We start from the raw sequence: 14,486 nt of genomic DNA on the forward strand, positions 1-14,486 counted from the left end.
CATAATCTAAATAATGCACCATTTTGTAACTTTTATTGCTTTAAAAACGTTATCCCCCTTCGTTTTTAGTTGGCACAATTCTTGAAACATTGACTTCACAAGTGATAAATAGTTTAACGATAACCTGCTTACCAGCGGTTTATTGCCAATAACTATCCAACGAGCTATCTATATAACTATCAAAATCATTATTAAGGATTTCTTATGAAATTGATTACAGCGGTATTAAAGCCCTTTAAATTAGATGATGTGCGTGAAGCACTCTCTGAAATAGGTGTTAAGGGCGTTACGGTTACAGAGGTGAAAGGCTTTGGTCGTCAGAAAGGACACACCGAGCTATATCGTGGCGCGGAATATGTGGTTGATTTTCTACCTAAAGTTAAAGTGGAGGTGGCAGTCACCGATGAAATGGTGGAGCCTGCTATTGAAGCCATTACTCGCATAGCAAGTACCGGCAAAATTGGTGATGGTAAAATCTTTATCTCCCCACTTGAGCAAGTGATTCGTATTCGTACCGGAGAGACAGGTCCCGACGCTATTTAAACCAGTCAACTTAATTAGTGTTCTTACGTCGTCTTTTCGTCACATTTTTCATTTAGACGTTCAGAGGTTAAGACATTAACACGCATCATTAGATTGTATTCCAAGGGGGAATTATCGTGGAAAATCAGTTAAATTATATTTTTGAACTACAGTATGCTATAGACACCTTTTATTTCTTAATCTGCGGCGCCCTAGTTATGTGGATGGCAGCCGGTTTTGCCATGTTAGAAGCAGGTCTTGTTCGCTCAAAAAACACCACTGAAATTTTAACCAAAAATATTGGCCTGTTTGCCATTGCTTGTACCATGTATCTCATTTGCGGTTATCACTTTATGTATGGTGGTGGCTTCTTTTTAGAAGGTATTATGGGAGGCGATACACTAGTAGCAGATGCACTAGCTGCTTCAGCAGAAAACGGCTTTGATGGTGATTCTGTTTATTCATCGGCTTCCGATTTCTTTTTCCAAGTTGTGTTTGTGGCAACCTGTATGTCTATCGTATCGGGCGCGGTTGCTGAACGTATGAAGCTTTGGGCCTTCTTTGCTTTTGCCGTTGTGATGACAGGCTTTATCTATCCTATGGAAGGCAGCTGGACGTGGGGCGGCAATTCTGTATTTGGAATGTTCTCACTAGGTGACTTAGGATTTACTGACTTTGCAGGTTCTGGCATTGTTCATATGGCAGGTGCCGCTGCTGCCTTAGCAGGGGTATTATTACTTGGTGCTCGTAAGGGTAAATATGGTAAGAATGGAGAGATACGTGCTATTCCTGGTGCTAACTTACCCTTAGCTGCTTTAGGTACTCTAATCCTTTGGATGGGTTGGTTCGGATTTAATGGTGGTTCAGTATTGAAACTTGGCGATATCGCCAGTTCAAACTTAGTCGCTATCGTATTTGTTAATACTAATGCTGCCGCTGCTGGTGGTGCAATTGGCGCCTTGATTCTAGCCCGCCTCATCTTTGGTAAAGCGGATTTAACCATGTTATTAAATGGTGCTTTGGCTGGACTAGTGGCTATCACGGCTGGCCCAGATACGCCGACGCCTTTATTGGCGACTATCTTTGGTATGATGGCGGGTATTATCGTGGTCTGCTCAATCTTAGCATTAGATAAAATGAAGATTGATGATCCGGTTGGTGCGATCTCAGTGCATGGTGTGGTTGGCTTCTTTGGTCTTATGCTAGTGCCTTTTACCAACCCTGAGACTAACTTCTTTGGTCAGTTTGTAGGCGCTATCACAATCTTTGTTTGGGTATTCGTCTGTAGCTTGATTGTGTGGGGTATTCTTAAAGCCGTTATGGGTATTAGAATCTCAGAAGAAGAAGAGTATGAAGGTGGTGATTTATCAGAATGTGGTCAAGAAGCCTATCCTGAATTTGTCAACTAGTCCTTTATATTTAGGTTTTAGTTAGTGTCGCTTTAGTCATCAAAAAAGGAGTCCTTAACGGGCTCCTATTTTTGTTGGTTAGAAAACCCATCCCTAACCCTTCCTTTAGAGAAAAGGAAGAGGGTTAGCCTTTGAAGAGTTTAAACAAAATTCGCAGTAATATAATCATAGGCAACTAAATAAGATACAAGGCAACCGAGCGAAAGTACTACTCTAGTAAGCTTAATGAGGTTAACGCAGTAGCTTTTTAGCTTGCCTACGACTATAGTTCTAGGCTTTTACCCAGCGTACAATCCTATCTTCCAATTCATCTTCGTTCACAAAAATCTCACTAACGCAGCGCCCTGCTACCCCGACCCCTGCTTCTTTCATTCCCTGTTGAGTCACCTCAACGTCTTTGGTGATCAATAAGTGCCAACTTGGCAGACCCTGGCCTAAATACAATCGCTTATAAGCGCAATTGCTGGGTAGCCACATCATGTCTTTTAATTTATCAGCGGTTAAAGAGACACATTCAGGTACAAACTGATGGCGATTGACATAATTAGAACAAAAACCCGTATCACAGTCTAATAGTTTACAAGCTACATCGGTGTATTCCACCTCATAAGGCTCATCAGGATCATCTAAAAACTTCTCCAAACAACAGCCGCCGCAGCCATCGCACAGTGCCTCCCACTCAGCCAGCGTCAGCTCTTTAAGCGTATAGTTCTGCCAAAAATTGGGGCGTAGTACATCCGTTTGGGTCACATTAATCCTCAACAGTAGACGATAGAGTAGGAGACGATGAAATAGGACTTAAAATAGAACGTATCCTATTTAACGCTATTATAAAGGGCTTTTGAAAATCGTTTGGCTTAAATTTTTCACTTAGCACTTTAAAATAGCATCTTAAATTAGCACCTTAAAATAAAAGCATATCACCTTAAATTAAAAACTGAAAAAAGTGTCTTTCACTACAAAGTCGATGTTAAAACACAAAACATCTTCACAATTCTTAAATCGAAACGGCAACCTATCTTTGCTATTTTAGAACGTATACAATTTTAGAAATCTTACCTCAATCTCAACTCTTAATGTAGGCTGTTGCTTTAGCCCAGCATTTTTGATTAAAGCTCTTGATTTGCTGGGCTAAAAGCACCAGCGTACAGTGAATTTAAATAAGTTGAGAACAGGGTAAATCTTATATTTTAAAACGTACGTAAAACAAGAATAGCTAGCACCTGTTAATCATTTATTAGTGTTGGCTATTTAAATAAAACACTATCGATTAATTGACTTAAAAATAAACCCAAACTAAAAAGGATATAGAACAATGGATATTAAGACTTATGAGCTTAAAACAACTGCTGACTATGGCATGGAGCTAATCAGCTATGTCGCACTTCCAGAAGATACAACTGATGAAAGCTCAGTACCTGGTATTTTAGTGGCGCCAGAATGGTGGGGCTCAGTAGAATACCCGCAACACGTTGCTGAAAAGTTGGCCAGAGCAGGTTTTGCGGCTATTACTATGGATATTTATGGCGAGGGTAAGCTTACAACTGACGCGGCGCAAGCGAACGAATGGATGGAGCAAATGCTGGCTGACCCAGATAAGCTAATGGCACGTTGCCGATCAATACTAAATGATTTTAGCGACCAATTGCCGGTCGACGTTAATAACCTAGGAGCCATCGGTTTTTGCTTTGGGGGTAAAATTGTCCTAGATATGGCGCGTGAAGGTATGCCTCTAAAAGCAGTGGCAACCTTCCATGGTAATCCTGCCCCAAAACAACCTGCTGAAAAAAGTACATTTAACGCAGAGGTATTGGTGGCTCATGGCCGTGACGATAGCATGGTGTCAATGGATGCCATTGAGAATCTTAAAAAAGAACTTGATGACGCTGATGTCACGTACACGGTCGATATCTATGATAATGCGAAACATGGCTTTAGTAATCCTGAAGCAGATAAGCGTGCCGCAGAAAACGACATTGATTTAGGCTATAACGAAACAGCTGCTAATGAGAGCTGGAATAAAATGATCGCGTTTATGCGTGAGAAGTTACATAACCATTATGAATAGAGCGTTATGAAAACAGCGTTATAATTAATTGTAGTCTAAATTATAGGTATATATATCTATAAATGTAGGCTACTAAGACTTGCGTTTTAGCTCCATAAGCGTCACTATCACTGCTGTAAATATTAATATCGGTGGTAAGGATGCTTATGTGGGTTATTTTTTTAGTTGTAGTGATACTACTCTATGTTGTGCTTGAACGTAAAATTGATGCGCTAAAGAATGACATTTCAACATTAAAAGAAGAGCTGCAACACGTCTCTGAGCAAATTAACTCAAGTCAACTAAATGATTCGAATAACTCAAATAAATTAGTTAAGCCAGATACCCTAAAACATCCTGCCTCTGAAGAAAACTCATTTGAATATTCATCGCTTGAGACGACTCCAGCCAATCTATCATCCTATCATTCCGATCAAAATAAAAATCAAACTCAAGCTAAAAATCAAATCGAGTCTGACGTGGACACCGCTCAAGCTGATGTAAAAAGCATCTATTTAAACCACACAACCGACACTACTGCTGAAGCAGACGCTGAACTGAAAGAAACAATTCACCAATCTCATAACGCGTCTTCTAACCTGTCCCAATCTGTGTCAAAAGAGGTGTCCGCACCAGACGAGCAGTCACTGCCTATCGTGACGTCATTATTAAGCTCCTTTAAAAACTGGTTCTTTGGTGGCAATTTGGTAGTACGGGTAGGCGCAATCGTATTGCTTATGGGCGTGGTGCTATTGCTACGCTTATTGAGTGAGTATTTTGACACCCCGATCGAAGTTAAATTACTATCCATCGGCATTATTGGGCTGGTCGTTGCAGGGTTAGGGTTAAAGCTAGTGAAAAAGCGCTTTAGCTATGGTATTACGTTGCAAGGTGCTGGACTAAGTACTGCCTACTTAACGACTTTCTTTGCCTATCAGGTATATCACGTCCTCCCAAGCGTACCTAGTTTTGTACTATTGGGCGTCCTATCGACGATTACGGTCGCACTGGCAATACGCCAAAATGCTTTTCCATTAGCACTTTTGGCATTCTCAGGTGCTTTTTTAGCCCCTATATTGACCAGTAGTGATGCGGGTAGCTTGACGGTATTATTTAGCTATTATTTGCTGCTAAATACCGCTATTGCCATTATTGCTCACTATCGTACGTGGAAGGTGCTAAACCTATTAGGCGCAGCGGTTACCTTTGGTCTAGCCTATTATTGGGGCTTTACAGATGCGATAAATAATAATTTTGCAACATTTGCAGCGCAGCGATGGCCACTGGTTTTAATAACTGGCTTACATTGGGTGCTGTACCTGTTTATTGCCATTCGCTACGCCCAGCAAATTATCGCCTATAACCATACCGTGTCTGACATAGAGTCTATTGATACCAATCGATCCATCAAGCAGGCAGTTTTATTCCCTATAGATACAGGCCTAATGTTTGCGACCCCCTTATTAGTTTTCGGCTTGTTGGCGACATTATTGGATGATGTCGCTCATGGTTTAACCGTAGTCAGTGCGGTTATGTCTGTGACTTATCTTGGGGTGGGGTGGATATTGGCACAGCGTAGTCGTCGTTATGCGCTGCTTACCGAAGGCATGTTGGCGTTAGGATTTGGGTTTTTGGCGTTGATTGTTCCACTTGAGTTGGATGCCCAGTGGGTCGCATTTGGTTGGAGTGTGCAGGGCCTCGCTTTAGTCTGGTTTGGTCGGCGCTCACTACGCGCATGGTCAGTACTTTTTGGGGTATTGCTACAAGCGCTTGCCATCTTAAGTTTGTTAGATAGCATGGGATTTGACTTAACGAGTGCGCATGCCAGCTGTTTGGCACTGAGTGTGTCCGCCCTATGCTGGATGGCATCGATGTTTGTACTGCGTCACGCCTATTCACCCCATCATTCTGATTCGGTACGAGACAAGAACTTATTGTCTTGCGTAAACACTAATAGCACAGTATTTAAAGCCATATGGCAGTCTCTTGCTTTCATCCGTTTATTAACCTTAATAGGACTGTTTTGGACACTATTGGTAACCGCTTTAAATCTTGATAATTGGTTTAACCTGAGCAGGTTAGATGTCTCTTTGTTTATGGCAACTGCTCTACTGAGTAATCTTATCGTTTATTATCTTATTGATCGCTATCGCACGTGGTCTGAGGTCAGCATATTAAATCATGGTTTGCTAAGCTTATTTTATGTGGCACTCCTCTTAATCCTACCTGAACACTTTGAAAGCTATTATGCAAACGAATCCTTTAACTGGTTAATCTATGCTCTTCTTGTTATTGGTGGTCTCACGATAGGACAGTTATGGATAAAAAGTTGGTTCGAAGATGATCAAACAGTGATAACAAATAGAGCAAATCTAGAACATGAATCAAATATTGAAAATATAGAACATGATAGAGATAACGATAGCCGTATAACTGAACATAAAATTACTGAACAAAAGGCCTCGCATAACGTTGGCAGCATTCAGCCTACACTTTGGTTGTCAACGAGCATACTTCTAATTGCGCAATTTACACATTATCTATTACCAGATTCGGGGGGCGTGTTAGGTATTATCGCCCCAAGCATATGTCTCATTGGGTTAGCGTATTGGGAGGCACGAAGCAAAATTATGCTACCCTCTTGGTTTAATTGGGAATCTGCCTTATTGGGTAGTTCTTATTTTTTTGTACCTATAGCCATTGTGTGGGTAGTAATCAGCAATTTACAACATGACGGTGTCGTTTGGGGACTGCCTTATATACCGCTACTAAATTTGTACGACATCAGTGTATTACTGGTTCTACTGTATTTGTTAAGCACGCATTGGTTACGCCGCAGCTTAGGACAGAGTTCAAAAAAGACGGTGCTATTAAAAATAATAGGTCTGCTGGGTTTTTGGGTACTCTCAAGTATATTAGTTCGAACCTTGCACACCTATGCAGGAACATCATTGTGGAGTGATGGCGCATGGAACAGCGATAAAGTACAAACCGGGTTGACCATTTTATGGACGCTGACCGCACTGATTGCCACCTTTATGTCAAGCCGCAATGGCAGACGCTTTTGGTGGTTTACGGGAATTAGCCTGCTTGGTATTGTGGTTGTCAAACTGGTATTGGTTGACTTATCACAGACGGATGCCATTTGGCGAGTTATCTCCTTTTTGGGTGCCGGTAGTTTGATATTATTAATAGGGTATTTAGCGCCATTGCCACCTGAAGAAGCCGCCACACCTAACGACTAATCGATAGGCGTCACTCGATGAACCCTAATCAATAAACACCAATCATAATAGACAGTCGATCTACAGGTTGGCTTAACAAGTCAACCTAAAGTCGGGTTATCATGTAAAATATAATCAAACAATCCTATATAAGCGACGGTTCGAGCAATGAGTCAGTACAATATCAATCAGCCCAATAACATCCAGTGGTTCCCTGGCCACATGAATAAAGCCCGTAACGAAATCAAAGAAATCATGCCCGATATGGATGTGGTCATCGAGGTAATCGACGCACGCATCCCGTTTAGTAGCGAAAACCCCATGGTCGCCAGTTTATACAAAGACAAGATACGGGGCGACAAACCCGTTATCAAAATCCTAAACAAAGCTGACCTTGCTGATCCCAATCAAACCCAAGCATGGATTGACTATTTAGAACAACAAGATCAAGTCAAAGCCATCGCCTGTGATGATAACAAGTCAAGCGATGTCAAACGCATCGTACAACTGTGTAAAGAGCTTATGCCTAATAAAGCGGGCACAGGTAGACAAATTAAAGTATTGATTATGGGCATTCCCAACGTCGGAAAATCCACGCTTATCAATAGCCTAGCAGGACGTAGTATCGCCAAAACAGGCGACGAGCCAGCGGTCACCAAGTCCCAGCAGCTGATAAAAATCGACAACGACATCATGCTATACGATACCCCCGGCATGCTATGGCCAAAAATTGAGAATCCCAACTCCGGCTTTCGCTTAGCGGCGACAGGTGGCATCAAAGATACTGCCTTTGACTTTGCGGATGTGGCAAGTTATACCGCTGAATACTTGATTCAGGCGTACCCAAACCTATTAAAAGAGCGTTATAAAATAGAGGATCTACCGCAAACTGACTGGGAGTTCTTCGAGGTGGCAGGCCGCAATAGAGGACTATTGAAAAAAGGCGGTGTGGTGGATACTTACCGTATGTCTGAGATTTTGGTTAACGAGTTACGCAGTGGTACATTGGGGCGTATTACTTTGGAGACCCCTGCCATGCGTGAGGAAGAAGACAAACTGGTGGAGCGGATACGAGAAGAAGCAGAGCTTAAAAGACTGGCTAAGATTGAAGAGAAAAAGCTGCGTAAAAAACGGGCAAGGAAGAATCGCAAGTAGATTTTATAGGAAACGGAGCATGCAGATTACTATTGATATTGATGACAAGCTTATCAGTGAAGCCCAGCGTCTATCGGGATCAAATACTCCTGAAGCAGCTATTGAACAAGCACTGAAACTTTTAATACAAATGCTTCAGCAACAAGATATCAGACAATTGCGTGGTGAGTTGAGTTGGGAGAATGACCTTGAACAATTGCGCCAATGAAGGTAGCTATTCCTGCTATCCGCTTGTATCGGTCAGTCTAGACGAGGCTGTAACGCGATTTGAGGAATTACTGTTGCCTCGATACTGCCTCAAAATCTAGCCACTTGAGGAGGGATAAAGTGAAGCACTGCTTCAACCCGATGTAAGAGACAATCTGTGATTTTCCGCCCAACTCGCCCAGAACAGCAGGATACTACTCCTATCAGGGCTAGCGGTCACATCGTGTTCTTGCATATATATCGTGGTTTACGCCAGCTTTCATTCCCTATCAGATGACTTGCTTCCACTAAGATAGAAATATATAAAATAAAATTTACAAACTTGCATATTAATAGCAGAAATCCAGTTTTATAGAAAATAGATAGTAAACAGGTTATATAGTATGTTTAGTTCTAAAAAAAACAATACTGCCATTACAGTACCCGAAGACACATCAAACTTTAAGAGCCTGCTTAAATATGCTCTCCCCTATGCAATCGGTTATCATTTTTTGCCTATTTTTTTATCAAAATTAGGCTTATATTTAGATTGGGTATTAATAACGAGTTTTGTAATACTCGTCCTGAATACGCTTATTATTACATTATTTAATAAAACTCAGCAAAGAGCTCTAAACAAGAAAGAATGTAGCTATATTGGTATGATAACTGCTTTTATAGAGGTGGTTTTATCAGATATTTTACTTATTTTTATACTAAAAAAATCTCTACCAGATAGTTTTGGTATAGAAAACTTTATTACTAAAACTGATGTGCTCTATTATAGATCGATACAGGCAGTTGCCATGTTATTTATTCATTATCTTGCCGTCCGTTATAGCTTATGGTTTATGCAAAAAAAATTTAAACCTAAGGTATAAAAGGTATAATACGTTCTTACCCAATTTATTTAAAAAGACCCCATGACCCAGCCAACCGCTAACTCAAAATCCCAAACTAAAACCCATTCCAAATCTCAAACCTTTAACCACACACCCTCCGCACTTGACAGCTTCGCTCCCCGTATTCTTAACTGGTTCGATAAAAACGGTCGCCATGACTTGCCATGGCAACAGCACAAAACCAACACACCAAACCCTTATATCGTTTGGTTATCAGAAGTGATGCTACAGCAAACCCAAGTCACTACGGTTATACCTTATTTTCAGCGGTTTATGACCTCATTTCCAACGGTGCAAGACTTAGCCAATGCTGAGTGGGATGTCATTGCCGAACATTGGGCAGGGTTGGGTTACTACGCCCGTGCCCGCAACTTGCACAAAGGGGCTAAGCAACTGGCCGAGATCATTGAAAAGACAGATGATTTTCCGCAAACCCTAGAGGGTTGGGAAGCCATCTCAGGGGTAGGGCCATCTACAGCAGGCGCTATCGTAGCAATGGGACTGCATGGTTACGGGGTAATTTGTGATGGTAACGTCAAACGAGTGATTACTCGCTGGGCAGGTAATGATGGCGATATCATGAAGTCGGCCACCACCAAAGAGTTGTGGGCATTGGCAGAACGATTGACACCCAAAGATGATAGTGGACACTTTGCTCAAGCGATGATGGATATGGGCGCTACCTTATGCACCCGTCGCAATCCCAATTGTGAGCAATGCCCCGTTAGTAATGATTGCATCGCTCATGCTCAGGGGCGTGAAATGGACTATCCGGTGAAAGCCAAAAAGAAGCCTAAACCTAGCAAATTTAGCAATGCGTTGGTGGTTTCTAACCCTAAAAACGACATACTTTGGCTACAACGTCCTGATAGTGGTATTTGGGGCGGACTGTGGGTATTGCCGTTGCAGTTCGAAAAAAAGACACTGGGAACAACGGTCGTGTACACATCAGACGAAGACAACGCTTTTGAAAGTGAAAACACGCTTGCAGAACAAGTGGTTGATAAATGGATTGCAGATAATAGCTTAAATCCCATCTCAATTAGTAATGAGTTATTAGACGACTCCCCTATTAAACATACCCTGACCCATTTCCATTGGTACCTGCAACCTAAGCAGCTTATTCTTGATAATAAGCAAACAATAGCGTTAACACAGCACCTTGAAAAAGCAGACATTAAGATGGTTTGGTTGTCAGCTGATGAGGCAAAGGCAACGCTAGGATTACCGAAGGCGATGCTGAAGGTATTGGAAGTAGTTGGTTAAGAATTTTTTTAGGTCAATCACAGCTTGATTAAAGGATCGATTATAGATCGATTGAACACGGAGAGTAATATGCACATCGCTATCCTAACGATAACCTTAACTTTGCCTGGATGCGCTTCATTGAAAGAGAAGCGTACTCGGGTGGGCGGACTACATCAACGCTTTGGTAAAAATCCTGCTATTGCCGTCTGTGAAAGCGGTGAGCGTGACCGGCATGATGCCAGTGAATGGACCTTTGTAGTGGTGCAAGCCTCTAAACGTGAGGCCGAGTCGTTATGCGCTCAGATTGAGGACAAGATACAAAGCATTGTTGACGGACGAATTATGAATATTGAAAAGGAATTTATTTAGATCGTTAAAGAGTAGAGTTACTTTGAACTGTAAATTTAACGATTCTGATTAGGCTAGCTATAGTCAAACGTACATTACAGTATGCAGAATGTGTAGCGTGCGGTGTAGCGAAGCGAAACCCACGAATCCTGTATGAGGCAATTGTGATGGTTAGCGTGATGGTAAGTCGATATCGTAATTTGAAACCTAGAAGTTTGATACCTATTAAGATACCTAAAAGTCACATAATTTTAATATGTTGGGTGTGACAATCTCAACGCTAACCTACCTGGCTTCTACCACCCTACTAGACTTCTAAGTGTTGATACATTATACACTCTCTCCCCGAACAAGGTCTTTTAGCCCCGATTGTCGCGGATATACTGTTTAGATAGACGAGTTGCAGTGGCTTGCTGTGGTGGGGCGCACGAAGTAAGCGACACGCCACATCTTAGCCACTGCCTCGGGTAGATAAGCAGATAGTAGCAAAAGCGGGAGTGGCTCTAGCTTCCTTTATAGTAACGACTACTCCATCAACTCATTGACAACCCGCAATTGCATTACGCCCTCATCGCTTATATCCAAACGATACTCGACAGTATTCGCCATCGGTATGGCGGTTTGATATGGCGAAGTTTATGTATATCGACGATATAAAGGGGTGTTATATACAGTCTCATTTGTCTTAAGACTTAATTTATTCAATAAATTTTTGGTATCAGATGTATGAGCCATCGACTTTATAGCCATTTGTTGATACAGTGCTTTCATAGCTACTCCTTACATTTCTGAAAATAACTTTTAATAATAACTTTTTTTATAATTCGTTTGAGAATATATCCGTAACGCTTTTTTTAACTGTCAATAACGTACGTGAGACCCCTTTTTATGCTTCAAAATAAACTAACTTTTACTGATAAACCCAATAAAAATATCCTACTAAAAAGTGTGTTGACGCTAGGACCAGCTATTATTTTAGCCAGTTGTACAAGCCAGCCACCTGCACGGCAGGTGCCGGTTCAAAAACCAACACCACAACAACAACCTGCTCAAGTCATTGTTGTCAAACCTCAGACACCGAAGGTAACGCCTCAACCTCAACCTGCACCAACACCACGTCCAGAGACAAGTTATAACAGCTTTTCGCAGTGGAAAAGCGACTTTAGTATGCGAGCCATTAGCCAAGGCTACAATGCTTATGATGTTAGTCGATTACTGGATTCGGCACAGTTGAATAACCGTGTGATATCGCAGGATAATAATCAAGCTGAGTTTGTTAAGATGCCTTGGGATTACGCCGACTCTGCGGTGTCAGATGGCCGTGTGAGCAGAGGTCAAAGTAAGTTTAATGAGCAGCGTTCGCTGTTATCGCGTCTTGAGTCTCAATATGGGGTGAATGCGGAAATAGTTGCGGCCATTTGGGGTATGGAATCCTCTTATGGGGCGGTGACGGGAAGCAGTTATATCCCTAGCTCGCTGGCAACATTGGCTTATGAGGGTCGCCGCCGTAACTGGGCCGAAGATCAGCTTTTGGCGTTGATGCAGCTGCTACAACGCGGTGATGTCTACCCCTCACAGCTTGATGGCTCTTGGGCAGGCGGTATGGGAGAGACGCAATTTATCCCCGGTACTTGGCTTGCGCACGGTGTGGATGGTGATGGTGACGGACACCGCAACCCTTGGACGACAGCTGATGCACTGGCATCAACCGCTAATTATCTAAGTAACTCAGGCTGGGTACGCGGGCTGTCTCCTTTTTATGAGGTGACTCTTCCCGCCTCTTTTGATTACGGTGTAATCGGTCAAAAATTACCTGCTTCTGCATGGCGATCAATGGGCATTAATACCATCGATGGCTCATATTTAGAGGCGGGTACGCCGTTTGAGATGTGGCTACCTGCGGGTAAAGACGGCCCTGCCTTATTACTTAGCCCAAACTTTGATGTGATTAAGGTCTATAATAATTCGTCAAATTACGCGCTGGGTGTGAGCTTATTGGGTCGTGCGCTTAATGGACAGTCTGGCATTCAAAAGTCATGGCCCCGTTATGAACAACCATTGACCAGCGGTCAGGTCCGAAATCTGCAACAACGACTCACTACTTCTGGATACGATACCAAAGGCATCGATGGTATTATGGGTACCAATACCCGTAACGCTTTTGCGCGTTGGCAAGCAGACAATGGTCAGACACCTGATGGCTTTGTGACTCAGCGTAGTGCCTCTTCTTTGATTTGGTAGACTACTGATTCGGTAGACTTCTAATTTGCTAGCCCACTAAGCTGCTATTCTATTAGCTTATTGCACCGCTGACTAGGCACTGCATCTAGTCTTATAGTCGGTTTGATACGCCACTTTCTAGCAATAGAAAGTGGCTTTTTTCATGGACAAAACCCAAATATAGTCGCAGAACTCTTAAATAGTTGTTTAGTCGTTCGCTGATTGTTTTTAAGCAATTCGCTGACTATTTTTAAGCATCACGCAGGCGCATCAAGCCTTCTTGCTGCACGGTTGCCACTAAGTTGCCATTTTGCCAAAACTGACCGTGATTGAGTCCTTTTGAGTGCGATGAGGTATCAGACCACATGTCATATAAAATCCATTCATTGATATCAAACGGGCGATGAAAATGCATCGAGTGGTCAATACTAGCAGCTTGCAAGCCTTTGGTCATAAAGCTAATGCCATGTGGCATTAGACCTGTCCCCACCAAGTAATAGTCTGATGAAAATGCCAATAACGCTTGCTGCATAGCAACGGGTCGTTTGCCTAGCTTAGGAATACGCAGCCAATTGGCTTGTTTCGGCACCATAGGCTCTGGAAGCACAGGGTTACGGGGTTTTACAGGCTTAATCTTGACATGACGGGGCCGCATAAAACGCTCCCGCAAGGCTTCGGGTACGTCCCCCACATGGTGCTCTTTTAACGATTGTTCAGACTCTAGATCTTCTGGCGGTGGATAAGCGGGCATTGTTTCCTGATAATCGAGACCGCCTTCCATCGGTGCAAAGGAGGCCAGCATAGAGAATACGACTTGCTCTACCTTATTACCGTCTTGGTCTTCTTTATACTGCACTGCCGTTACTTCACGCGCGGATAGACTACGCCCATCTCGAAGGCGGCGTACTTTGTAAGTGACAGATTGGTTAATATTACCCCCCCGCAAAAAATATCCATGTAAAGAATGACACGGCTTATCCTCTGCTACCGTATGAGATGCTGCCATAATCGCTTGTGCTAGAACTTGACCACCAAAGATACGCTTACCAACATAGTCATAGCTTTTGCCTACGAATTCATCTGGGGACACTTCCGTTAAATCAAGCGTCTCTAATAGTTGGTCTACAAGCTGTTTACAGTCAAGCATTTATCATCTCCAAAAGACCTTAGGGGGTTATAAGTAAACTTAAAAAAATACCACAAAATTGCTAAATGAACGCCAAAT

13 protein-coding genes are annotated in these 14,486 nt (G+C 42.5%); 10 read left to right on the top strand and 3 right to left on the bottom strand.

Translation table 11 applies throughout. The features are described from left to right. The first annotated feature begins 204 nt into the window (after positions 1–204). Positions 205–543, top strand: a complete 339-nt coding sequence (locus tag AC21OG_RS03845) for a P-II family nitrogen regulator (RefSeq protein WP_007394533.1) — start codon at positions 205–207, stop codon at positions 541–543. A 116-nt stretch (positions 544–659) separates the two neighbouring features. Further along, positions 660–1,931, top strand: coding sequence for an ammonium transporter (locus AC21OG_RS03850; protein ID WP_486547693.1), 1,272 nt, complete (start codon positions 660–662; stop codon positions 1,929–1,931). Positions 1,932–2,201: 270 nt separating this feature from the next. Here the strand turns inward: AC21OG_RS03850 and AC21OG_RS03855 are convergent, their stop codons facing one another. Continuing rightward, positions 2,202–2,681, bottom strand: a complete 480-nt coding sequence (locus AC21OG_RS03855) for a YcgN family cysteine cluster protein (RefSeq protein ID WP_487377757.1) — start codon at positions 2,679–2,681, stop codon at positions 2,202–2,204. Between the two features lie 565 nt (positions 2,682–3,246). On the opposite strand from AC21OG_RS03855, the gene AC21OG_RS03860 reads away from it, so the two are divergent. The 7 genes from AC21OG_RS03860 to AC21OG_RS03890 all read left to right on the top strand — a co-directional run bounded on the left by AC21OG_RS03860 (position 3,247) and on the right by AC21OG_RS03890 (position 11,062). Further along, on the top strand, positions 3,247–3,999 hold the full coding sequence (locus tag AC21OG_RS03860; protein WP_487377756.1) for a dienelactone hydrolase family protein: 753 nt from the start codon (positions 3,247–3,249) through the stop codon (positions 3,997–3,999). Between the two features lie 146 nt (positions 4,000–4,145). Next, entirely contained in the window at positions 4,146–7,223 is a 3,078-nt protein-coding gene (locus AC21OG_RS03865; protein WP_487377755.1) for a DUF2339 domain-containing protein, read from the top strand. Positions 7,224–7,370: 147 nt separating this feature from the next. Beyond that, positions 7,371–8,357 carry a ribosome biogenesis GTPase YlqF gene (ylqF, locus tag AC21OG_RS03870; protein WP_487377754.1) on the top strand — a complete coding sequence of 329 codons (987 nt, stop codon included), beginning with the start codon at positions 7,371–7,373 and terminating at the stop codon, positions 8,355–8,357. 19 nt (positions 8,358–8,376) lie between these two features. Continuing rightward, entirely contained in the window at positions 8,377–8,565 is a 189-nt protein-coding gene (locus AC21OG_RS03875; protein ID WP_487377753.1) for a type II toxin-antitoxin system VapB family antitoxin, read from the top strand. Positions 8,566–8,947: 382 nt separating this feature from the next. Continuing rightward, positions 8,948–9,424: a hypothetical protein gene (locus AC21OG_RS03880; RefSeq protein ID WP_487377752.1), complete on the top strand. Its 477-nt coding sequence runs from the start codon at positions 8,948–8,950 to the stop codon at positions 9,422–9,424. A gap of 42 nt (positions 9,425–9,466) precedes the next feature. Beyond that, positions 9,467–10,711 carry an A/G-specific adenine glycosylase gene (mutY, locus tag AC21OG_RS03885; RefSeq protein WP_487377751.1) on the top strand — a complete coding sequence of 415 codons (1,245 nt, stop codon included), beginning with the start codon at positions 9,467–9,469 and terminating at the stop codon, positions 10,709–10,711. Between the two features lie 69 nt (positions 10,712–10,780). Then, positions 10,781–11,062, top strand: coding sequence for a DUF503 domain-containing protein (locus AC21OG_RS03890; RefSeq protein ID WP_487377750.1), 282 nt, complete (start codon positions 10,781–10,783; stop codon positions 11,060–11,062). 615 nt (positions 11,063–11,677) lie between these two features. On the opposite strand, the gene AC21OG_RS03895 is transcribed toward AC21OG_RS03890, so the two are convergent. After that, a complete protein-coding gene (locus AC21OG_RS03895) occupies positions 11,678–11,812 on the bottom strand; it encodes a hypothetical protein (protein WP_487377749.1) in 135 nt (44 codons plus the stop codon). A gap of 117 nt (positions 11,813–11,929) precedes the next feature. Between AC21OG_RS03895 and AC21OG_RS03900 the strand changes: the two genes are divergently transcribed. Then, positions 11,930–13,282 (top strand): lytic murein transglycosylase, encoded by a 1,353-nt coding sequence (locus AC21OG_RS03900; protein ID WP_487377748.1) that lies wholly within the window; start codon positions 11,930–11,932, stop codon positions 13,280–13,282. A gap of 229 nt (positions 13,283–13,511) precedes the next feature. Here AC21OG_RS03900 and AC21OG_RS03905 read toward each other — a convergent pair whose 3' ends face one another. Continuing rightward, the gene (locus AC21OG_RS03905) at positions 13,512–14,408 is read right to left on the bottom strand and encodes an acyl-CoA thioesterase (protein ID WP_486547704.1); all 897 of its coding nucleotides are present in this window, start codon (positions 14,406–14,408) and stop codon (positions 13,512–13,514) included. Between the last annotated feature and the right edge of the window lie 78 nt (positions 14,409–14,486).

The organism is Psychrobacter sp. CX5, from assembly GCF_057621535.2.